This is a genomic window from Pseudomonas sp. YQ_5, from assembly GCF_043103305.1.
Lineage (GTDB): Bacteria > Pseudomonadota > Gammaproteobacteria > Pseudomonadales > Pseudomonadaceae > Aquipseudomonas > Aquipseudomonas putida_Y.
Window position 1 is genome coordinate 56,219 of sequence record NZ_JBICJS010000017.1, and the last position, 22,219, is coordinate 78,437.

22 protein-coding genes are annotated in these 22,219 nt (G+C 63.8%); 18 read left to right on the forward strand and 4 right to left on the reverse strand.

The annotated features are described in order from the left end of the window. Positions 1-179 precede the first annotated feature (179 nt). From ACF8EA_RS03145 to ACF8EA_RS03225, 17 genes are all read left to right on the forward strand, one after another. Positions 180-1,391, forward strand: coding sequence for a bifunctional cobalt-precorrin-7 (C(5))-methyltransferase/cobalt-precorrin-6B (C(15))-methyltransferase (locus ACF8EA_RS03145; RefSeq protein WP_021784417.1), 1,212 nt, complete (start codon positions 180-182; stop codon positions 1,389-1,391). Next, a complete protein-coding gene (locus ACF8EA_RS03150) occupies positions 1,384-2,478 on the forward strand; it encodes a cobalt-precorrin-5B (C(1))-methyltransferase (RefSeq protein WP_392521088.1) in 1,095 nt (364 codons plus the stop codon). The genes ACF8EA_RS03145 and ACF8EA_RS03150 overlap by 8 nt, the downstream gene beginning before the upstream one ends. After that, entirely contained in the window at positions 2,475-3,194 is a 720-nt protein-coding gene (locus ACF8EA_RS03155) for a cobalt-precorrin-6A reductase (RefSeq protein WP_392521089.1), read from the forward strand. The genes ACF8EA_RS03150 and ACF8EA_RS03155 overlap by 4 nt, the downstream gene beginning before the upstream one ends. A gap of 128 nt (positions 3,195-3,322) precedes the next feature. Continuing rightward, positions 3,323-3,760, forward strand: coding sequence for an NfeD family protein (locus ACF8EA_RS03160; RefSeq protein WP_392521090.1), 438 nt, complete (start codon positions 3,323-3,325; stop codon positions 3,758-3,760). Positions 3,761-3,786: 26 nt separating this feature from the next. Beyond that, positions 3,787-4,641 (forward strand): SPFH domain-containing protein, encoded by an 855-nt coding sequence (locus ACF8EA_RS03165; protein ID WP_392521091.1) that lies wholly within the window; start codon positions 3,787-3,789, stop codon positions 4,639-4,641. Positions 4,642-4,762: 121 nt separating this feature from the next. Further along, positions 4,763-5,152, forward strand: a complete 390-nt coding sequence (locus ACF8EA_RS03170; protein ID WP_021784422.1) for a DUF2946 domain-containing protein — start codon at positions 4,763-4,765, stop codon at positions 5,150-5,152. Between the two features lie 47 nt (positions 5,153-5,199). Continuing rightward, positions 5,200-5,685 (forward strand): copper chaperone PCu(A)C, encoded by a 486-nt coding sequence (locus ACF8EA_RS03175; protein WP_021784423.1) that lies wholly within the window; start codon positions 5,200-5,202, stop codon positions 5,683-5,685. 22 nt (positions 5,686-5,707) lie between these two features. Then, on the forward strand, positions 5,708-6,151 hold the full coding sequence (locus ACF8EA_RS03180) for a DUF2946 domain-containing protein (protein ID WP_392521092.1): 444 nt from the start codon (positions 5,708-5,710) through the stop codon (positions 6,149-6,151). Between the two features lie 66 nt (positions 6,152-6,217). Then, positions 6,218-8,284, forward strand: a complete 2,067-nt coding sequence (locus ACF8EA_RS03185; protein WP_392521093.1) for a TonB-dependent copper receptor — start codon at positions 6,218-6,220, stop codon at positions 8,282-8,284. Positions 8,285-8,339: 55 nt separating this feature from the next. Next, a complete protein-coding gene (locus ACF8EA_RS03190) occupies positions 8,340-9,707 on the forward strand; it encodes a PepSY-associated TM helix domain-containing protein (RefSeq protein ID WP_392521094.1) in 1,368 nt (455 codons plus the stop codon). Between the two features lie 175 nt (positions 9,708-9,882). Beyond that, a complete protein-coding gene (cycA, locus tag ACF8EA_RS03195; protein WP_392521095.1) occupies positions 9,883-11,289 on the forward strand; it encodes a D-serine/D-alanine/glycine transporter in 1,407 nt (468 codons plus the stop codon). A 250-nt stretch (positions 11,290-11,539) separates the two neighbouring features. Beyond that, complete coding sequence (gene urtA, locus ACF8EA_RS03200; RefSeq protein ID WP_003249642.1) at positions 11,540-12,805, forward strand: urea ABC transporter substrate-binding protein; 1,266 nt, start codon at positions 11,540-11,542, stop codon at positions 12,803-12,805. A 138-nt stretch (positions 12,806-12,943) separates the two neighbouring features. After that, entirely contained in the window at positions 12,944-14,431 is a 1,488-nt protein-coding gene (gene urtB / locus ACF8EA_RS03205) for an urea ABC transporter permease subunit UrtB (RefSeq protein ID WP_392521096.1), read from the forward strand. Then, the gene (gene urtC / locus ACF8EA_RS03210; protein WP_021784429.1) at positions 14,431-15,510 is read left to right on the forward strand and encodes an urea ABC transporter permease subunit UrtC; all 1,080 of its coding nucleotides are present in this window, start codon (positions 14,431-14,433) and stop codon (positions 15,508-15,510) included. Before urtB ends, urtC begins: the two co-directional genes overlap by 1 nt. Beyond that, positions 15,507-16,364 (forward strand): urea ABC transporter ATP-binding protein UrtD, encoded by an 858-nt coding sequence (urtD, locus tag ACF8EA_RS03215; RefSeq protein WP_392521097.1) that lies wholly within the window; start codon positions 15,507-15,509, stop codon positions 16,362-16,364. The genes urtC and urtD overlap by 4 nt, the downstream gene beginning before the upstream one ends. A 138-nt stretch (positions 16,365-16,502) precedes the next feature. Continuing rightward, the gene (urtE, locus tag ACF8EA_RS03220) at positions 16,503-17,201 is read left to right on the forward strand and encodes an urea ABC transporter ATP-binding subunit UrtE (protein ID WP_392471538.1); all 699 of its coding nucleotides are present in this window, start codon (positions 16,503-16,505) and stop codon (positions 17,199-17,201) included. A 31-nt stretch (positions 17,202-17,232) separates the two neighbouring features. Beyond that, on the forward strand, positions 17,233-17,748 hold the full coding sequence (locus ACF8EA_RS03225; protein ID WP_103469636.1) for a GNAT family N-acetyltransferase: 516 nt from the start codon (positions 17,233-17,235) through the stop codon (positions 17,746-17,748). 58 nt (positions 17,749-17,806) lie between these two features. On the opposite strand, the gene ACF8EA_RS03230 is transcribed toward ACF8EA_RS03225, so the two are convergent. Continuing rightward, positions 17,807-18,112, reverse strand: coding sequence for a chaperone modulator CbpM (locus tag ACF8EA_RS03230; protein WP_021784432.1), 306 nt, complete (start codon positions 18,110-18,112; stop codon positions 17,807-17,809). A 2-nt stretch (positions 18,113-18,114) separates the two neighbouring features. Beyond that, positions 18,115-19,074 (reverse strand): curved DNA-binding protein, encoded by a 960-nt coding sequence (gene cbpA, locus ACF8EA_RS03235; RefSeq protein WP_019437188.1) that lies wholly within the window; start codon positions 19,072-19,074, stop codon positions 18,115-18,117. A 164-nt stretch (positions 19,075-19,238) separates the two neighbouring features. Between cbpA and ACF8EA_RS03240 the strand changes: the two genes are divergently transcribed. Continuing rightward, positions 19,239-20,510 carry an Hsp70 family protein gene (locus ACF8EA_RS03240; RefSeq protein WP_053870444.1) on the forward strand — a complete coding sequence of 424 codons (1,272 nt, stop codon included), beginning with the start codon at positions 19,239-19,241 and terminating at the stop codon, positions 20,508-20,510. Between the two features lie 52 nt (positions 20,511-20,562). Here the strand turns inward: ACF8EA_RS03240 and ACF8EA_RS03245 are convergent, their stop codons facing one another. Together ACF8EA_RS03245 and ACF8EA_RS03250 are read right to left on the reverse strand one after the other, a co-directional pair. Beyond that, positions 20,563-21,570: an AI-2E family transporter gene (locus ACF8EA_RS03245; protein WP_392521098.1), complete on the reverse strand. Its 1,008-nt coding sequence runs from the start codon at positions 21,568-21,570 to the stop codon at positions 20,563-20,565. Between the two features lie 69 nt (positions 21,571-21,639). Continuing rightward, positions 21,640-21,927: a PsiF family protein gene (locus ACF8EA_RS03250; RefSeq protein ID WP_028697875.1), complete on the reverse strand. Its 288-nt coding sequence runs from the start codon at positions 21,925-21,927 to the stop codon at positions 21,640-21,642. Positions 21,928-22,219 lie beyond the last annotated feature (292 nt).

Consider the following 22,219-nt stretch of genomic DNA (forward strand, 5'->3'; position numbering starts at 1 on the left):
AAAGCCGGTGGTCGAGCACCTCGGCGATTAAGTAGAAATTCAGGGCCGCGTCGCCTTCTTCGCGGGCTCGCCCGCTCCCACAGGATCACTGCAGGCCGCACATGCTGCACTGTATCTGTAGGAGCGGGCTTGCCCGCGAAGGGGCGCGAAGCGGCCCCAAAAATGGCGGATTGAAATACATGACACCCTGGCTGACGGTAGTAGGCATCGGTGAAGACGGCTTCAGCGGCCTGGGCAAGCAAGCCCGACGCGCCCTGCTGGGCGCTGGGCGGGTCTTCGGCAGCCCGCGCCAGCTGGCCTTGCTGCCACGTTGCGTGACCGCTGAACAACTGGCCTGGCCCAGCCCGTTCTCGCTGGCCCCGGTATTGAGCCTGCGTGGCGAGCCGGTGTGCGTGCTGGCCAGCGGCGACCCCATGTTCTACGGCGTCGGCGCCAGCCTGGCGCGCCAGGTGCCTGCTGCAGAAATGCGCGTGCTGTCGATGCCCTCTTCCTGCGCCCTGGCCGCTGCCCGCCTGGGCTGGCCACTGCAGGACCTGCAGGTGGTGTCGCTGGTGGCCCGCCCCCTGGCAGCGCTGAATGCCCACTTGCACAGCGGCATGCGCCTGCTGGTGCTGAGCAACGATGGTGACAGCCCGGCGGCAATAGCCGCGCAGCTGCGCGAGCAAGGCTTCGGCCCAAGCCGCCTGCAGGTGTTCGAGCACCTGGGGGGCGTGGACGAACGCGCACTGGCCGGCACCGCCCAGGACTGGCCGCACACCGGGATCGCGGCGCTCAACCTGGTAGCCATCGAATGCCTGGCTACACCCGATGCGCCCCGCCTGCACCGGCTGGCCGGGCTGCCAGACACCGCATTCCGGCACGATGGCCAGTTGACCAAGCGTGATGTCCGCGCCATCACCCTGGCGCGCCTGGCACCGCAGCCTGGCGAACTGTTGTGGGATGTGGGCGCGGGCTGCGGCTCGATCGGCATCGAATGGATGCGCGCCCATCCGTCATGCCGTGCCCTGGCCATCGAGGCCGACGAAGGCCGCCAGGGTTTGATCGAGCATAACCGCGATACGTTGGGGGTACCTGGCCTGCAACTGGTTCGCGGCAAGGCGCCAGCGGCGCTGCAAGGCCTGGAGCAACCGGATGCGATCTTCATCGGAGGTGGCGTTACCCGCGAAGGTGTACTGGACCTGTGCTGGGCAAGCCTGCGCCCCGGCGGCCGCCTGGTGGCCAACGCCGTAACCCTGCAAAGCGAACTGGCCCTGGCGCATTTTCGCGAACAGCACGGTGGTGAGCTGACCCGCATCCATGTCGCTCATGCCCAGCCCTTGGGTGCGTTTGACACTTGGCGCCAGGCACTGCCGATCACCCTCCTGGAAGTATTGAAACCCGCCGATGCGTGAAGAAACCCGCGAACAGCCCGCACCTCTGCGCAGCGGCCTTACCACCGGCAGTTGCGCCACCGCTACCAGCCTGGCAGCGGCCAAGCTGCTGCTCACCGGGCAGCGTGACGATGCGGTGGACATCACCCTGCCCAAAGGCAAGGTCGTGCAGATGCGCCTGGAGTTCTGCCGCTTGACTGGCGAGTACGCCGAAGCCGGTACCCTCAAGGATGCGGGTGACGACCCGGACGTGACCCACGGTGCCCTGCTCTATAGCCAGGTGCGCCTGCTGGCGGAACCTGGCATTGGTTTTGTCGCCGGCAGCGGCGTGGGCACGGTGACCCGGCCGGGGCTGGTGCTGGCTGTGGGTGAACCGGCCATCAACCCGGTACCTCGGCGCATGATCAGTGAACACCTGCAACGCCTGGCCGACGCGTGCGGCTACCTTGGCGGCTTCGAGGTCACGGTCAATGTGCAAGGTGGCGAGCAGTTGGCCCTGAAAACCATGAACCCGCGTCTGGGCATCCTCGGCGGGCTGTCGATCCTCGGCACCAGCGGAATCGTCCGGCCGTTCTCCTGCGCGGCCTACATTGCCTCGATCAACCAAGGCATCGACGTGGCCCACACCAACGGCTACACGCACATAGCCGCGTGCACCGGCAATGCCAGCGAGGACACCATGCGCCGCGTCTACGGTCTGCCGGAAATCGCCCTGATCGAAATGGGCGATTTCGTCGGTGCGGTGCTCAAGCACCTGCGCAAGGTACCGGTGCCACGCCTGACCCTGTGTGGCGGCTTCGGCAAGATCAGCAAACTGGCCGCCGGGCACATGGACCTGCACAGTCGTCACTCCAGCATCGACTTGCCGCAACTGGCTGGTTGGGCCGCAGACCTTGGCGCTGACGAAGCGTTACAGGCCGCCATCATTGCTGCCAACACCAGCCAGCAAGCGCTCGCCCTGGCTCATGCGGCCGGCATTGCCTTGGGTGACGCGGTGTGTGCCCACGCCCTGGCCTTTGCCCGTAGCGTCGTGCCGGCGCAGGTGCAAGTGGAAGTGTTCGCCATCGACCGCCAAGGCGGCATCGTCGGCCAGGCGGGTGTGCAATGACCGCGCGCATCCTGTTGCTGGGGGGGGTCACTGAAGCCCTGGCTATGGCCCGCCGGCTCGGGCCTCAACACGTCTATAGCCTGGCCGGTATCGGCCGCGTGCCACAGGGCTTGCAATGCCAGGTCCGGGTCGGGGGCTATGGCGGTGTCGAGGGCCTGACCCGCTACCTGCGCGAAGCAGGGATCACCCTGCTGATCGACGCCACCCATCCCTATGCCGCGCAAATCAGCCGCAATGCCGCCAGCGCCGCACGCAACGCCGGCATCCCGTGCTGGGCCTTGCGTCGCCCCGCCTGGCAGGCACAAGCAGGCGACGACTGGCGCGAAGTCGAGGACTGGGCTGGGTTGACCGAAGCACTGAAGCCGTTCCGCAGGCCGCTGTTCACGCTGGGGCGCGAGCCGCTGCAGCACCTGGACGAGATTCCGCCGGAGCAGTTCTGGACCCTGCGTGCGCTGGAGGCGTGCCCTGGCAACGAGCGCTGCGAAGTGATTGGCGCACGTGGGCCGTTCCATATCGACGATGAGCGGGCGTTGTTCCAGCGCCGCCACATCGATGTGCTGATCAGCAAGAACAGCGGCAGTGTGGCGACCGAGCCGAAGCTGGAAGTGGCGCGGGAGCTTGGCGTGCCGGTGCTTGTCCTGAAACGTCCGACGCTGCCGGAGGTGGACCGGACATTCGACTCACTGGCGGAGCTGGCAACAGCGCTCGCCCTTTAGGCGCTGCCTTTTCGCTGCCCAAAGGCGCTCCTACAACGATTTCAGACTTTTCTTCCAACTAACCAAGTGGCCTGTTGCAGCCCTGCTGCCTTAAACTCAACGCCCCTCCCTCGGAAGGTTTCACCCATATGGAAATGCAATGGTGGATCTGGCTGGTCTTCGGCATCGCGCTGATCCTGCTTGAACTGGTCCTGCCAACGTTCTTCATACTCTGGTTCGGCATCGGCGCCGTGCTGGTCTCGCTTGTCTCGCTCGCCGCACCCAGCCTGCAACTGGACATGCAGGTCCTGCTGTGGGTACTGCTGTCGTCGGCCACCACTGTACTGTGGTTCAAAGTGTTCCGGCGCAAGCAGCCGGATGTGCGCTGGACCGCCGATAGCGTGATCGGCGAAGTGGGCCTGCTGACCGCTGCCGTGTCGGAGTTTCAGAAGGGCCGCGTACGCTTCCAGAAGCCGATCCTCGGCAACGAAGAGTGGACCTGCATCGCCGATAGCCAGATCGCCGTCGGCGAGCGGGTACGCCTGACCGCCATCGAGGGGAACACCGCCCGCGTTATCCGGGCCTGAATCCGCATTAAAAGGAATTTTGCAGCATGACCAGCCTCATCGTCGTCAGCGCCATCGCCCTGTTCGTCCTGATCACCGTGTTCAAGGGGGTGCGCATCGTGCCCCAGGGCGAGGAGTGGATCGTCGAACGCCTGGGCCGCTACAACAGCACCCTCAAGCCGGGCCTCAACATTGTCATCCCCTACATGGACGTGGTCGCCTACCGCCTGCCGACCAAGGACATCATCCTCGATGTGCAGCAGCAGGAAATCATCACCAAGGACAACGCGGTAATCGTCGCCAATGCCCTGTGTTTCGCCAAGGTAGTCGACCCGCAGAAAGCCTCGTATGGCGTGCAGGACTTCTCGTTCGCCGTCACCAGCCTGACCATGACCTCGCTGCGCGCCATCGTCGGTGCAATGGACCTCGACGAGGCGCTGTCCAGCCGCGAGCAGATCAAGGCCCGCCTGCGCGATGCAATGTCCGAGCAGACCGAAGACTGGGGCGTGACCGTGCGCTCGGTGGAAATTCAAGACATCAAACCTTCGGAAAACATGCAACTGGCCATGGAACGCCAGGCCGCGGCCGAGCGTGAGCGCAAGGCCGACGTCACCCGCGCCGAAGGGGCCAAGCAGGCAGCAATCCTCGAAGCAGAAGCGCGCCTGCAGGCGGCCAGGCTGGATGCCGAGGCACAGATCAGCCTGGCCGAGGCCTCGGCGCGGGCGATATCGCTGGTGAAGGAAGCGGTGGGCAACGAGACCGTACCGGCCATGTACCTGCTGGGCGAGCGCTATGTGGGCGCGATGGAGAACCTGGCGGGCAGCAGCAATGCCAAGGTGGTGGTGTTACCCGCGGACCTGCAGGAGACCGTGCGTGGGTTGATGGGGCGTGGCAAGGTTTGAGCATGCCAGGGGCGGCTGCGCAGCCCCGACACCCGGCCCCTGCGTCACTTCACCGCACCCCGGCATTTTTACCTATACTCCGCCGTACAATAGCCACCACGATTCCTGACCGGATCTCTCCATGCCCCCACGTCGGCACATTGCCTGGATAGCCTGCCTTGCAGTGCTGTTCAACCTGCTGGCCATGCCGCTGTCCTCTGCTGCGCCCAAGGGCCCGGCCGAGCAGCTGCTGTGGGGGGCTTTCTGTTCCAGCATGGCCAACAAGGCCAACGTCGACGTCCAGGCCTTGGCCAAGATCGACCTCGGCCCGCAAAGTGATGCCAGCGCCGGCATGATGAACTGCTGGTGCTGCTCCGGTGCCGTGCCGCTGCTGGCCCTGCCCAGCTACCCGCCACAGTTGCACAACCCGCCGACACTGCTCGGCGGGCTGCTGCCGCCACCTGCAAAGTACCAGCCTACGCCGCGCCAGCTCTGGCCTGGGCTAAACCCTCGTGCCTCTCCGCTAACCTGAGTTCATCACGCTGTCTGCCTGAACCAGAACGGAAACGGAGATTCACCATGCTCAAGCACGCCCTCGTCATGGCCGCCCTGCTGCTGCCTGGCGCCTTTGCCAACGCCCACGAATACAGCGTGGGTGACCTGCATATTGCCCACCCGTGGTCGCTGCAACTACCACCCAACGCGCCCAACGTCGCCGCATATTTCGTGGTGCACAACAATGGCCAGGCCGATGACCGCCTGCTCAGCGTAGACAGCCCCATCAGCGATGACGCGCAACTGCACGAGCATGCCATGAGCGCCAGCGGCGCCATGAAGATGCAACAGGTGCCCAGCGTGGTAGTGCCTGCCGGCAAGGACCTGACCTTTGCCCCCGGCGCGTACCACGTGATGCTGATGCAGCCCAAGGACCGTAGCCTGCTCAGCGACGGCAAGCGCTTCCCGTTGACCCTGCACTTCGAAAAGGCCGGCGATATCACCGTCGAAGTGGCCGTGCAGAAGCAGGCGCCGGCGGACCAGTCGCAAGCCCACGAACACGCACACTGACACCTGCTGACAGGCACTCGCCATGAGCCTGCCGCGCAACCGCATCGGCCGTACCACCCGCCCTGAATTCAGGCGCGCCGGTGGCGGATGGCTGAGCCTGTTCGCCATGTGGATGATCTTCATCGGCCCGCTGATTTCCCAGTCGATGCCGATGGACCACCACGCGGGCATGAACATGCCGATGGACATGCCGATGGACATGCCGATGGCGGCTGCCCATCAGCATGGCGGTGACACCCATCACGGCCACGGCGGCGATGGCCAGCTGCATGTGATGTGGGAAAAGTGCGGTTACTGCAGCCTGTTGTTCAACTGCCCGGCCCTGCCCCAGACCCTCAGCCCGCTCAGCGCCGGCAGCATCGTCCCCACCAGCCACCTGCTTGCGCCAACGCACCAGGGCCATGCCCGGCAGGCTGTATTCCCTGGTGCGCGCAGCCGCGCCCCGCCTTCTTCGATCAACGTCTGAAACCACATTTTGCGCACGAAGCCGGGAGGCTTCGCGCTAACTCATGACTGATCGACTGGAATCATTATGTCCGGCTGCACCCCTGTTTTTGCCTTGTCCCTGCGTGGGACCATCGCCGCCCTGTGCGGCTCGCTGCTCGCACCCATGGCCCTGGCCGCCGAACCTGGCCATGAAGGCCATGTGCACGACGCACCCGAGTTAAGCCCGACGGTGATCACCGCCGTGGCCCCGAGTTCGCCGCTGACCGTGGTCACCAACCCGAAAGACCCGCGCCAGCCAGTGCCGGCCAGCGACGGGGCCGACTACCTGAAGACCATCCCCGGCTTCTCGGCAATCCGTGCCGGCGGTACCAACGGCGACCCGGTATTGCGCGGCATGTTCGGCTCGCGTCTGAACATCCTCACCAACGGAGGCCTGATGCTTGGGGCCTGCCCCAATCGCATGGACGCGCCCACGTCCTATATTTCGCCAGAAACCTATGACCGCCTGACCGTGATCAAAGGCCCGCAGAGCGTCATCTGGGGCCCCGGCGGCTCGGCAGGCACCATCCTCTTCGAGCGCGAACCGGAGAAATTCGGCACCCTCGGCAGCCGCGTCAACGCAAGCCTGCTGGCCGGCTCCAACGGCCGCTTCGACAAGGTGCTGGATGCCGCGGCCGGCAACAGTCAGGCCTACGCCCGCTTCGTCGGCAACCAGTCACGTTCGGATGACTACCACGACGGCAACAACGACACCGTGCCGTCGCGCTGGGACAAGTGGAACGGCGATGTCGCCCTCGGTTGGACACCCGACCAGGACACCTTGCTGGAGCTGACTGCCGGCAAGGGTGATGGCGAAGCCCGCTACGCCGGGCGCGGTATGGACGGCTCGCAGTTCAAGCGCGAAAGCCTGGGCCTGCGCTTTGAGAAATCCAACCTCGGCGAGGTGCTCGACAAGGTCGAGGCGCAGGTCTACTACAACTACGCCGACCATGTGATGGACAACTACAGCCTGCGCACACCGTCGGGCACCGGCATGATGGGCATGCCGATGGTCAGCAACGTCGACCGCCGCACCATGGGGGCACGCATCAAAGCCACCTGGCGCTGGGCCGACGTGCAGCTGATCAGCGGCATCGACGCGCAAACCAATGAACATCGACAGCGTGGCGGTATGGGTGTGGACGCACACAAGGGCCAGGCCTGGACCAAGGACGCCGACTTCCACAACTACGGCGCCTTCAGCGAACTGACCTGGTACGTCAGCGGTGAGGACCGCTTGATTACCGGCGCCCGTCTGGACCGCGCCTCGGCGCGTGACTTCCGCAAAAACAGCGCCACCGAAGGCGACACCCGCGCCGATACCCTGCCAAGCGGCTTCATCCGTTACGAGCACGACCTGGCAGCCATCCCGGCCACCACCTACATCGGCCTCGGCCATGCCCAGCGCTTCCCCGACTACTGGGAGCTGTTCTCACCCAAGCTGGCACCACCCGGCTCGGCCAACGCCTTCGACGGCATCAAGCCAGAAAAAACCACCCAGCTCGACTTCGGCATCCAGTACCGCACTGAACGCCTGGAGGCCTGGGCTTCGGGCTATGTCGGGCAGGTTCGCGACTACATCCTGTTCGACTATCGCACTGGCATGATGGGCATGAGCACCTCGCAGGCGCAGAACATCGACGCCCGCATCATGGGTGGCGAACTGGGCGCCGCCTACCAGCTGACTGAAAACTGGAAGGCCGACGCCACGCTTGCCTACGCTTGGGGCAAGAACAGCAGCGATGGCAAAGCGCTACCTCAAATGCCTCCCCTGGAAAGCCGCATGGGCCTGACGTACAGCCGCGATGTGTGGAGCGTCGGCGCACTGTGGCGGTTGGTGGCGGCGCAAAACCGCATTGCCGAAAACCAAGGGAACGTCGTTGGCAAGGACTACGACAAGAGCGCCGGCTTCGGCGTGTTCTCCCTGAACGGCGCCTACAAGGTGAACAACAACCTCAAGCTCAGCGCAGGGGTCGACAACCTGTTCGACAAAACCTACGCCGAGCACTTGAACCTGGCCGGGAACGCCGGGTTTGGCTACCCGGCTACAGATCCACAGCCGGTCAACGAGCCAGGCAGGACCTTCTGGACCAAGGTCGACTTCAGCTTCTGACAACAACGGGCGCAGCTTCGGTTGCGCCCCTCAGCTGGTCAAAAAGGAGGTTCCCATGAGAGGAACACGCGTCTCATTCTATAACCTGGCCTGGCGTTGGCATTTCTATGCGGGGCTGTTCGTGGCCCCATTCATGATCCTGCTGGCAATCACCGGGATCATCTACCTGTTCAAGCCCCAGCTCGACCCGCTGCTGTACCGCGACCTGATGGTGGTCGAGGCCGGCCACCACCGCCAGGGCGCAGACATGATGCTGGCTGAAGTGCGCCAGGCCTACCCCAAGGGCCACATCAGCCAATACCTGCCGCCACTGAATGCAGAGCGTAGTGCGCAGTTCGTGGTGCAGGACGGCGGGCGTGAACTGAACGTGTTCGTCGACCCATACAGCGGCAAGGTCCTCGGTGAGCAGGACGGCAAGCAGAACCTGCAGGCCGTCGCCCGCGCCCTGCACGGCGAACTGATGGTCGGCACGGTCGGCGACCGGCTGGTGGAACTGGCTGCGGGCTGGGGCATCGTGCTGGTGGTATCGGGCCTGTACCTGTGGTGGCCGCGCGGGCGCAATGGCGCCGGCGTGCTTTGGCCGCGGCTGTCGGCACGCGGCCGGCTGCTGTGGCGTGACCTGCACGCGGTAACCGGCTTCTGGGGTTCTGCCTTGCTGTTGTTGATGCTGCTCAGCGGCATGACCTGGACCGGCCTGTGGGGCAAGCAGTACGCTGATTTGTGGAACCGCTTCCCGGCAGCCATGTGGAACGACGTGCCCAAGTCGGACCAGCAGGCGCGTGAACTGAACAGCGCGCACCGTCAGACTGTGCCCTGGGCCATGGAAAACACGCCGATGCCGCAGTCCGGTGCACACGCTGAGCATGCCGGGCACCACATGATGTCGGACATGCCCGCAGCGCCCCTGGTGAGCTTGCAGCAAGTCGAAGACATTGCCACTTCGCGTCAGGTCGAGCCGGGCTACAGCATTACTCTGCCCACCACTGCCGACGGCGTGTTCACCATTGCCGTGTTCGCCGACGACCCGCGCAACGACGCCACCCTGCATGTCGACCAATACACCGGCAAGGTTCTGGCCGATGTGCGCTGGCATGACTACAGCCCGGTTGCCCGCGCCACCGAGCTGGGCGTGATGCTGCACGAAGGCAAGATGTTCGGGGCGCTGAACCAGATCATCATCCTGCTGGTGTGCCTGATGATCCTGCTGGGTTCGGTGAGCGGGCTGGTGATGTGGTGGAAGCGCCGGCCTGAAGGTGGCCTGGGCGTACCGCCTTTGCGCCATGACCTCCCGCGCTGGAAGGCGGCGGTGGCAGTGATGCTGGTGCTGGGGGTGATGTTCCCGCTGGTGGGGATGTCGATGGTGGTGATGTGGGGAGTGGATAGCCTGGTGGTGAAACGCCGCCGGGAGATGGCCAGCGCCTGAGTTTTGTAATGCCTGTACTGGCCTCTTCGAGGATAAACCCGCGAAGAGGCCGGCGAATATGTCGGCTTGATGCTGCGGGGCACCGCTGCCATCCAAAAAACGTGTCGATCTGTCACGATCTCGAACTGGAACGCCCGTGTTAGCCTAGCCGGCGATTTTCAAGGGAATGCAGCTTATGACCGCAACTTCACCAACTCCACCCGATGAACAGCACCTGCAACGCAACCTGACCAACCGCCACATCCAGCTGATCGCCATCGGCGGCGCGATCGGTACCGGTCTGTTCATGGGCTCAGGCAAGACCATCAGCCTGGCCGGGCCATCGATCATCTTCGTCTACATGATTATCGGCTTCATGCTGTTCTTCGTCATGCGCGCCATGGGCGAACTGCTGCTGTCGAACCTGAACTACAAATCGTTCATCGACTTTTCCGCGGACCTGCTCGGCCCCTGGGCCGGCTACTTTACCGGCTGGACCTACTGGTTCTGCTGGGTGGTCACCGGCATTGCCGACGTGGTCGCGATCGCCGCCTACACGCAGTTCTGGTTCCCCGACCTGCCGCAGTGGATTCCGGCGCTGACCTGCGTAGGCTTGCTACTGTCGCTGAACCTGGTAACCGTAAAAATGTTCGGCGAACTGGAGTTCTGGTTTGCCCTGGTCAAGATCGTTGCCATCCTCGGCCTGGTCGCCACCGGCCTGTACATGGTCATCACCGGCTTCACCTCGCCCAGCGGGCGCACCGCCCAGTTGGCCAATCTGTGGAATGACGGCGGCATGTTCCCCCATGGCCTGATGGGCTTCTTCGCCGGTTTCCAGATCGCCGTGTTCGCCTTCGTCGGCATCGAGCTGGTGGGTACCACCGCCGCCGAAGCGAAGAACCCGGAACGCACCCTGCCGCGGGCGATCAACTCGATCCCGATCCGTATCATCGTGTTCTATGTGCTGGCGCTGATCGCGATCATGGCCGTAACCCCGTGGCGCGACGTGGTGCCAGGCAAGAGCCCGTTCGTTGAGTTGTTCGTGCTGGCAGGCCTGCCAGCGGCGGCGAGCATCATCAACTTCGTGGTGCTGACCTCGGCGGCCTCGTCGGCCAACAGCGGCGTGTTCTCCACCAGCCGCATGCTCTACGGTCTGTCGCAGGAAGGTGACGCGCCCAAGGCCTTCGAAAAACTGTCGAGCCGTTCGGTGCCGGCCAACGGCCTGTACTTCTCGTGCACCTGCCTGTTGCTCGGTGCGGTGCTGATTTACCTAGTACCGAACGTGGTCGAGGCGTTCACCCTGGTCACCACCGTCTCGGCGGTGCTGTTCATGTTCGTGTGGACGCTGATCCTGCTGTCATACCTGAAGTACCGCAAAGACCGCGCGGCGCTGCATCAGGCGTCGAACTACAAGATGCCGGGCGGGCGCTTCATGTGCTACGTGTGCCTGTCGTTCTTTGCGTTCATCCTGGTGTTGCTGAGCCTGGAAGCGGATACGCGTTCAGCACTGGTGGTGACACCGATCTGGTTTGTCGTGCTGGCGGTGACCTACCAGCTCGTACGCAGCAGGCGCCATCCCCGCACGGCTGTGCATAACGGCTGATCGCCTCGGGGGCTGTTCCCACGAAGGCAACGGTGTACGCCGTCCGCTGTGGGAACAGCCTTGTGTCGCGATGGGCCGCACCGCGGCCCCAATCCTGTGCACACAAATCCATCAGGCACCAACCTGGATCCAACCAACGCCCCAACACCTCGCACAACCGCTCTATCCCGCACCTTTCTCCACTAGGCACACCCCTTGCAACGCCCTCCCCGCTTGCCCAACACCATAAAAAACTCAGCGGAGAGAGCACATGAAGCGTCGCAGTCTGATCAAGGCCCTTACCCTCAGCGCATCGATCGCGGCGATGGGCCTGAGCTGGAGTATCCAGGCCGCCGAGACCATCAAGGTCGGTATCCTGCATTCGCTTTCCGGGACCATGGCCATTTCCGAGACATCGCTCAAGGACATGGCGCTGATGACCATCGAGCAGATCAACGCCAAGGGTGGCGTGAACGGCAAGATGCTGGAACCGGTGGTGGTCGACCCGGCTTCCAACTGGCCGCTGTTCGCTGAAAAGAGCCGCCAACTGCTGACCCAGGACAAAGTGGCCGTGGTGTTCGGCTGCTGGACCTCCGTGTCGCGCAAGTCCGTTCTGCCGGTGTTCGAAGAACTCAACGGCCTGCTGTTCTACCCGGTGCAGTACGAGGGCGAAGAAATGTCGCCGAACGTGTTCTACACGGGCGCCGCCCCGAACCAGCAGGCCATCCCGGCCGTGGAATACCTGATGAGCGAGGACGGCGGCAGCGCCAAGCGCTTCTTCCTGTTGGGCACCGACTACGTCTACCCGCGCACCACCAACAAGATCCTGCGCGCATTCCTGCACAGCAAAGGCGTGGCCGACAAGGACATCGAAGAGGTGTACACGCCGTTTGGTCACGCTGATTACCAGACCATTGTCGCCAGCATCAAAAAGTTCTCCGCCGGCGGCAAGACCGCGGTCATTTCCACAGTCAATGGTGACTCCAACGTGCCGTTCTACAAGGAACTGGCCAACCAGGGCCTGAAGGCCACCGACGTGCCGGTGGTGGCCTTCTCGGTGGGCGAGGAGGAACTGCGCGGCATCGACACCAAACCGCTGGTGGGCCATCTGGCGGCATGGAACTACTTCGAATCGGTGGATAACCCGGTCAACCAGAAATTTGTCGCCGACTGGAAGGCCTACGCCAAGGCCAAGGGCCTGCCGGGTGCCGACAAGGCCGTGACCAACGACCCCATGGAAGCCACCTACGTAGGCATCCACATGTGGGCGCAAGCGGTGGAAAAAGCCAAGTCCACCGACGTCGACAAGGTGCGTGAAGCGCTTGCCGGGCAGAGCTTCGAGGCACCGTCGGGCTTCACCCTGACCATGGACAAGACCAACCACCACCTGCACAAGCCGGTGATGATCGGCGAGATTCAGGATGACGGGCAGTTCAGCGTGGTGTGGGAAACCGAGCAGCCACTGCGCGCGCAGCCATGGAGCCCGTTCATTCCGGGCAATGACAAGCGGCCAGATTACGCCGTGAAAGGTAACTGAGTGCATGGGGCTGCTTTGCAGCCCATTCGCGGGCTTGCCCGCTCCCACAGGATCCCCACTGCCCTCTGGACCGGTGAAATCCCTGTAGGAGCGGGTTCACCCGCGAAGAATCCAACACCGATTTCCAGGATTGCCCGCATGCTCAGACTCCTGCTCACACTTCTCCTGCTAATGCCCTTGGCAACCCACGCCAGCGAGGGTGAATTCTTTCTCACCGCCAAGCCCGCCGAGCAAGCCCGCCTGCTCGAAGGCTGGGCGGCGCAACCCGATGCCGCGCGCCTGCCGCTACTGGAAAACCTGCGCCAGGGCCGCATCGCCATCGATGACACGCGCAAGGTACGCCTGAACAACCGCCTGCGCGGCCTGATCAACAACGCCCTGGCTAGCCATCAGTTGCTCAGCGACAACAGCGACACCCGCCTGGGCGCCGCACAACAACTGCAAAAAACCGCAAAACCCGCGCAAATGGCCTTCCTTGACCGGCGCTTCGCCAGCGAGCCGGACGCCGCCGTGCAGGCCGCCCTCGGCTTGGCACTGGCCAACCTGCAACTGGGCGCCAGCGAGCCTGCGGTACGCCTGGCCGCCGTGCGCCTGCTGGGTGAAACCGGCGACCCGCTGGCCCGCACCCGCCTCGAAGCCCTGCTGCAGCCCGATGCGGAACGCGACCCGGGCGTGCGTACAGCCGCCGAAACGAGCCTGGCCCAGGTCAAACGCAAACTGCTGGTAGGCGAACTGCTCGGCCAGGCCTTCAGCGGCCTGTCGCTGGGTTCGGTCCTGCTGCTGGCAGCGCTGGGCCTTGCGATCACCTTCGGCCTGCTCGGGGTGATCAACATGGCCCATGGCGAAATGTTGATGCTCGGCGCCTACAGCACCTACATGGTCCAGGTACTGCTGCAGCGTTTCGCCCCAGGCGCCATCGAGTTCTACCCGCTGATTGCACTGCCGGTGGCGTTTGCTGTCAGTGCCGGGGTAGGCATGGCGCTAGAGCGCACGGTGATCCGCCACCTGTACGGCCGCCCACTGGAAACCCTGCTGGCCACCTGGGGCATCAGCCTGATCCTGATCCAGGCCATCCGCCTGCTTTTCGGTGCGCAGAACGTCGAGGTGAGCAACCCGGCCTGGCTGTCCGGTGGCATCCAGCTGCTGCCCAACCTGGTGCTGCCGTACAACCGCCTGGTCATCATCGGCTTCGCCCTGGCCGTGGTGCTGCTCACCTGGCTGCTGCTCAACCGTACCCGGTTGGGCCTGAACGTGCGCGCAGTCACCCAGAACCGCAACATGGCCGCCTGCTGCGGCGTGTCCACCGGGCGCGTCGACATGCTCGCCTTTGGCCTTGGCTCGGGTATCGCCGGGCTCGGCGGCGTGGCCTTGAGCCAGGTGGGCAATGTCGGCCCGGACCTGGGCCAAAGCTACATCATCGACTCGTTCCTGGTGGTGGTGCTCGGCGGCGTCGGGCAGCTGGCCGGTAGCCTCTGGGCCGCGTTCGGCCTGGGCATCGCCAACAAGCTGCTGGAGCCGCAGATCGGTGCCGTACTCGGCAAGATCCTCATCCTTGCGTTGATCATTCTGTTCATCCAGAAACGCCCGCAAGGCCTGTTCGCCCTCAAGGGACGGGTAATCGACTGATGAACCAGCCACTGCTTGTCACTGCTACGCAAAAGGCCGGCCCGCGCCTGACCCTTGCCATCGGTGCCGTCGTCGTCCTGCTGCTGGTGGCCTTGCCACTGTGCTCACTGCTGCCGGCAGACCACGCCCTGCAGGTGTCGGCCTACACCCTGACCCTGGTCGGCAAGATTCTCTGCTACGCCATCGTCGCCCTGGCCCTGGACCTGGTCTGGGGCTATGCCGGGCTGCTGTCGCTGGGCCATGGCCTGTTCTTCGCCTTGGGCGGCTATGCCATGGGCATGTACCTGATGCGGCAGGCAGCCGGCGACGGCCTGCCCGGGTTCATGGCCTTTCTGTCGTGGACCGAGCTGCCTTGGTACTGGGCCGGTACCCAGCATTTCGCCTGGGCCCTGTGCCTGGTGGTGCTGGCGCCCGGGCTGCTGGCGCTGGTGTTCGGCTGGTTCGCCTTCCGCTCGCGGATCAAGGGCGTGTACTTCTCGATCATGACCCAGGCCCTGACCTTTGCCGGCATGCTGCTGTTCTTCCGCAACGAAACCGGCTTCGGCGGTAACAACGGCTTCACCAGCTTCCGCACCATCCTCGGCTTCGACATTGCGGCCCAAGGCACCCGCGCGGTGTTGTTCCTGCTGACCGTGGCCCTGCTGCTGGCCAGCCTGTACCTGTGCTGGCGCCTGACCCGCAGCAAGTTCGGCCGCCTGCTCACCGCCGTGCGTGACGCTGAAAACCGCATGATGTTCTGTGGCTACGACCCGCGCGGCTTCAAGCTGCTGGTATGGGTACTGAGCGCCGTGCTGTGCGGCCTGGCCGGTGCGCTGTACGTGCCGCAGGTGGGCATCATCAACCCCAGCGAGATGTCGCCGACCAACTCGATCGAAGCCGCCGTCTGGGTAGCCTTGGGCGGGCGCGGCACGCTGATCGGCCCGCTGCTCGGTGCCGGCCTGGTCAATGGCATGAAAAGCTGGTTCACCGTGGCCTTCCCCGAGTTCTGGCTGTTCTTCCTCGGTGCGTTGTTCATCCTCGTCACCCTGTACCTGCCCAAGGGCGTGGTCGGCCTGTTGAAGAAAAGGAGCCAGCCATGAGAGGCGTGCCCCCAGTCCACCCGGAATTCATGCTGGAACCGGTATTCGACAACCTCGGTGCCGGGCGCGATGCGATTGGCCTGGGCCACAGCCGCAAGGCCGGCCTCGACACCCGCCACGGTACGGTGCTGAGCCTGGAAGACATCAGCGTCAGCTTCGATGGTTTCAAGGCGCTCAACACGCTGAACCTGTACATCGGGGTGGGCGAGCTGCGCTGCATCATCGGCCCCAACGGCGCCGGCAAGACCACGATGATGGACGTAATCACCGGCAAGACTCGTCCCAACAGCGGCACGGCTTACTTCGGCGATACCCTCGACCTGACCCGCATGAGCGAATACCAGATCGCCCAGGCCGGCATTGGCCGCAAGTTCCAGAAGCCCACAGTGTTCGAGGCGCTGACCGTATTCGAGAACCTGGAACTGGCGCTGAAGACCGACAAGTCGGTATGGGCCAGCCTGGCGGCGCGCCTTAGCGGTGACCAGCGCCAGCGCATCGAGGAAGTGCTGGCCACCTTGCGCCTGCTGCCGCTGGCCCAGCGCCAGGCCGGCTTGCTGTCGCACGGGCAGAAGCAGTTTCTGGAGATCGGCATGCTGCTGGTGCAGGAGCCGCAACTGCTGCTGCTGGATGAACCGGTAGCCGGCATGACCGATGCCGAGACCGAGTTTACCGCTGAGCTGTTCAAGGGCCTGGCCGGCAAGCATTCGCTGATGGTGGTGGAGCATGACATGGGCTTTGTCGGCAGCATTGCCGACCATGTGACCGTGCTGCACCAGGGGAGCGTGCTGGCGGAAGGCTCGCTGGAGCAGGTGCAGGCGGATGAGCGGGTGGTCGAGGTGTATCTGGGCCGCTGACCGGATTTGAATTTTTGGCGCCTGTGCCGGCCTCTTCGCGGGCAAGCCCGCTCCTACAACGGGAACCGCCCCATGGCATTACGCCTCCTGTAGCGAAAAGGCGGGCACAGGCACAGCATCCCTTTCAGGAACTCTCACATGCTCAAGATCGACACCCTGCACCAGTACTACGGCGGCAGCCACATCCTGCGTGGCCTGTCCTTCGAAGCCAAGGTCGGCGAAGTGACCTGCCTGCTGGGCCGTAACGGCGTGGGCAAGACCACCTTGCTGCGCTGCCTGATGGGCCTGGTGCCCGCCCGCGACGGCAGCATCGAATGGGAAGGCAAGCCGATCACCGCGTTCAAACCACAGCAACGGGTGCAGGCCGGCATCGCCTACGTGCCCCAGGGCCGCGAAATCTTCCCGCGCCTCACCGTCGAGGAAAACCTGCTGATGGGCCTGTCGCGCTTCTCCGCCCGCGAAGCCCGCGAGGTACCGGCCTTCATCTACGAACTGTTCCCTGTGCTGGAGCAGATGAAGCAGCGCCGTGGTGGCGACCTCTCTGGCGGCCAGCAGCAACAGCTGGCCATCGGCCGCGCCCTGGCCAGCCGCCCGCGCCTGCTGATTCTCGACGAGCCGACCGAAGGCATCCAGCCGTCGGTGATCAAGGAGATCGGAGCGGTCATCCGCCGCCTGGCCGAGCGTGGCGACATGGCAATTTTGCTGGTGGAGCAGTTCTACGACTTCGCCGAAGCACTGGCTGACCAGTACCTGGTCATGGCCCGCGGCGAAATCATCCAGCGCGGTCGCGGCGAAAACATGCAAGCCGAAGGTGTACGCGGGCTGGTAACCATTTAATCTGCGAGCAACGACCTTGCGAGACGCTGTCATGAGCTACGAAATCCGCGATGCCCTGCCCACCGATGTGCCAGGCATACTCGATATCTACAACGACGCGGTGCTCAACACCACGGCGATCTGGAACGAAAACCCGGTAGACCTCGGCAACCGCCAGGCCTGGTTTGAAGCGCGGGCGCAGCAGGGCTACCCGATTTTGGTAGCAACAGATGAGACGGGCGTACTGGGGTATGCCTCGTTCGGCGACTGGCGGCCGTTCGAGGGCTTTCGCCTGACCGTTGAGCACTCGGTGTACGTCCGCAGTGACCAGCGTGGCAAAGGGCTCGGGCCGGTGTTGATGGCGGCGCTGGTCGAGCGCGCGCGCGGGTGTGGCAAGCATGTGATGGTGGCAGCGATCGAGCGTGGCAATGCAGCGTCGGTGCGCCTGCACGAGCGGCTGGGCTTCGTGGTGACCGGCCAGATGCCGCAGGTGGGGGTAAAGTTTGGCCGCTGGCTGGATCTGACCTTCATGCAGCTGGTGCTGAATCCGGGCGCCGAACCGGCCTGAAATGCGGTCCATTGTGGGAGCGGCCTTGTGTCGCCCCCACAGATGTCGGCAAGGGAGCCTACATCTGGATAAACCGGCCCAGCCGCTGCTTCAGCATGCTGTTCTCACTGCGCAACTGCTGCACTTCCTGCAACAGTTCCAGCGCCAGCGCCACCCCTTCCCACTCCAGTTCCAGCTCCTGGTGCAGCTTCACCGCTCGTTTGGCCACCAGCGGCGCCTGATCGTCAAACAGCCAGTCCTCCGGCGTTCGCCCGGAAGGTTCGACAATGCCGTGCTCGACAATTTCGATCACGCATTCAGCCGTGACATCGGCTTCCTGACACAGGGTACGCATGTCCAGTTGAACGATCAGGGTGCTGCTCATGATCACTTACTCCATTGTGTCCTCGGGTTGAACGCAGCTTTCTCGGAAAGCTTGGTCCAGAGTTCGCGGGCAGATTCGTCCGACGCGGGTGGCATCACCACTTTGAGCTGCGCATAAAGGTTGCCGCGCTCTCCCTGCTTGTTCGCCAGGCCCTTGCCCGGTACACGCAGGCGCTGGCCGCTCTGGCTGTCAGGGCGGATGGTCAGGTTGATCTTGCCATCCAGGGTCGGAACCGCCACCTTGGCGCCCAGGGCCGCCTCCCACGGTGCCAACGGCACAGTGATGATCAGGTCATGACCTTCGACATCGAACAGCGGGTGGGGTGCCATGCGGATGGTCAGGAACAGGTCACCGTTGGCCCCGCCACCGCTGCCCGGCGCGCCCTGGCCCTTGAGGCGGATGCGCTCGCCGTCGGTCACCCCGGCCGGAATCCTCACGTTCAAGGTCTTGGTGGTGAAGCCGGTGCGCTGGCCCATGGCATTGGTCTGCGGCACCTGGAAGCTGATCTGCTTGGACTCCTTGCTCAGGGTCTCTTCAAGGAATACTGCCAGTTCAAGCTCCACGTCCTGCCCCCGCCTGCCGGCACTGCGTTGCTGCTGCCGGGCGCCACCGAAGGGGTTGCCACCAGCACTGCGCCCACCGAAGATCGAGCTGAAGAAGTCGGAGAAGTCGCCGCCTTCGAAGCCGCCGCCACCGCCACGGTTTTCCCAACCCGGCGGTGCCTGGAACGGCCGGCCATGCTGGCCGCCGTACTTGCGAATTTCGTCGAACTCGGCACGTTTCTGCGCGTCGCCCAGCACCTCATAGGCCTCGTTGGCCTCCTTGAATTTTTCTTCGGCGTCGCGCTCCTTGCTGACATCGGGGTGATACTTGCGCGCCAGTTTGCGGTAAGCGGCCTTGATCGCCTTGTCGTCCGCAGTGGGCTCTACGCCGAGTATCTTGTAATAGTCTTTGAAGTCCATTTATGGATCACCAATGTGAATGTGCATGTTGCAACTGAAGATAGGGGTCAAGCATAGCCTTTCAAGACCGACTTGGGTTTGTCTCAAGGCAGACGACTGGTCTTGATTCTGTAGCCAACTGGCATACACTGCGCGGCCGTTTTGCCTCCGGAAGCCCATTTCCCATGTCTGACGTATCCCCGGCCCGCGCCCTGGGCATCGACTTTGGCACCTCCAACTCCACGGTCGGCTGGCACCGGCCTGGCGTCGAGTCGCTGATTGCCCTGGAAGACGGCAAGATCACCTTGCCCTCGGTGGTGTTCTTCAATATCGAAGAGCGGCGCCCGGTGTATGGCCGCCTGGCGCTGCACGAGTACCTGGAAGGCTACGAAGGCCGCCTGATGCGCTCGCTGAAAAGCCTGCTGGGCTCGAAGCTGATCAAGCACGACACCAGCGTGCTGGGCAGCGCCTTGCCGTTCAAGGACCTGCTGGGCATGTTCATCGGCGAGCTCAAGAAGCGCGCTGAAGCAGCCGCTGGCCGTGAATTCGACCAGGTGGTGCTGGGCCGCCCGGTGTTCTTCGTCGACGAAGACCCGGCTGCCGACCAGGAGGCCGAGGACACCTTGGCCGAGGTGGCGCGCAAAATCGGCTTCAAGGACGTGTCGTTCCAGTACGAGCCGATTGCCGCGGCCTTCGACTATGAGTCGAGCATCAGCCGCGAAGAGCTGGTGCTGATCGTCGACATCGGCGGTGGTACCTCGGACTTCACCCTGATCCGCCTGTCGCCCGAGCGCCACCTGGTCGCCGAGCGCCAAAGTGACATCCTCGCCACCGGCGGTGTGCACATTGGCGGTACCGACTTCGACAAGCAACTGAGCCTTCAGGGCGTGATGCCGTTGTTTGGCTACGGCAGCCGCATGAAGAGCGGTGCGCTGATGCCGACCAGCTACCACCTCAACCTGGCCACCTGGCACACCATCAACGCCTTGTACTCGCAGAAATCGCAGTTGGCGCTGGGCAGCATGCGTTATGACATCGAGGACAGCTTCGGCATCGATCGCCTGTTCAAATTGATCGAGCAACGCGCCGGGCACTGGCTGGCGATGGAAGTGGAAGCCAGCAAGATCGAGCTGACCGAGCGTGACAGCCGCCACATCGACCTGCGCCGCGTCGAGCCCGAGCTGACCGCGGAACTGACCCGCGCGCTGTTCGAAGAGGCGATCGAAGGCTTGCTGGAGCGCGTGCGCGGTAGCGTGAGCGAACTGCTGGCCAAGGCTGGGGTAAGCGAAGGCCAGGTCGATACGGTGTTCTTCACGGGTGGTTCCAGCGGCATTCCAGCGCTGCGCAACAGTGTTTCGGCGATGCTGCCGAATGCGCGGCATGTAGAAGGCAACATCTTTGGCAGCATTGGTAGCGGGCTGGCTATCGAGGCGCGCAAGCGTTACGGCGCTGCCTGATTTGTTTGTTTAGCCTGTACCAGCGAACACGCCGGTACAGGCCAATACATGATCAAACCAGCTCCGCCCGCTTCAGCTCACTCTTCAGATAGGCATAGTAGATGGGCCCCGCCACGACACCGGGTAGCCCGAACGCCGCCTCGAATACCAGCATCGCCAGCAGCAATTCCCATGCCTTGGCACTGATCTGCCCACCCACGATCCGCGCGTTGAGGAAGTACTCGACCTTGTGGATAACGACCAGGTAACCCAGCGCAGCCGCCGCCACCCAGATCGACAGCGACAGGCCGACGATGGTGATCAAGGTATTGGACATCAGGTTGCCGATCACCGGCAGCAGGCCCAGCAGGAAGGTCAGCACGATCAGCGTCTTGGTCAACGGCAGGTGCACGTCGAACAGTGGCATCACCACGGCCAAGAAAATGCCGGTGAAGATCGTGTTGAGCATCGAGATCTTGATCTGCGCGAACACGATGTTGCGAAACGCCTTCACCAGCAGGCTAAGACGCTCGAACAGCGCCGCCGCCAGGGGCTTGCGCCGGGAAATATCGGGAATGCGCTGCAAAGCGATGATAGCGCCGAGGATCATGCCAATCAGCATCGTCACGAACATGTGCGCCATGCCCTTGCCCACCAGCTGCAAATCGCTCAGGTGGCTCTTGATCCAGTCGCCGATGGCCACCTTGAACTCTGCGGCACTGGCAGGCAGGTAGCCTTCGATGAAGGGGGGCAACTGGCTGCGGGCTCGCTCGACCAAGGACATGAACTTGTCCAGCGAAGCACCGGGGTTTTCCGCCTCGTGCAGCAGGAAGCTGAAGGCACCGGCAATCAGCAGTGTCAGGGTGCTGACCACCAAAGTGCCGAGCAGCGCCACGGCCAGCCAGCGCGCGCGTTGACCTGCAAGCAACGGTTGCAGGCGCGGAGTCAGCATGTTGACCAGTTCGAACACCAGCAAACCGGCCAACAGACTGGGCAGCAACTTCAGGGGCAAAGCCAGCAGCAGACCGGCCATGACGATGATCAGGCTGGCCAGGGTGATCTGACGGGGGGTAAAGGTCATACAGCCTCGACGGCAGACAGCGGGAATGCCGCAGTCTGCCAGCCTTGGCGGCGCAGGCATAGGCGCAGGTCATTTCTTCTTCAGGCAATCGCTCATGAAGGCCTTGCGCTCGTCCCCCTTCAGGGCTTTGGTGGTAGCGTCAGCATTGCAGGTCTTCATTTTCTCTTGCTGGGTTTGTGGCACATTCTTTTTCAGGCAGGTGCTCATGAACGCTTTGCGTTCATCGCCCTTGAGGGCCTTGGCGGTGGCGTCGGCGTTGCAGGTTTTCATCTTTTCCTGCTGCGCGGTATTGGCAGCGAAACCTTGGGCACTGAACAACACCGCCAGCGCCAGTAATGGGATTTGCAGCACTTTCATGGAGTGGTCTCCTTGGCTCCGCGCCCGATGCACGGGGGTCGAGCTGAGTGTAGCCAAGAATGTTCAGCGCCCCCCCGCGCCTGGCGAGGTGCGGGCAAGAGATGCCTTACGTGAGTTCTGGGGTGGTGCATAGAGCGAGCGCCGCCCGCGCGGCGCATCGCGAGCTGCGCTCGCTCCTACGTTTGTTTCGGGCCAGTTATGCCTGTGACAGGCGCACGCGACCGCCTTGTTTGTACGACGCGATATCGCGGCATGCGCAAAGGCGGGCGCGCGCAACTCCCCCCAGGAATAA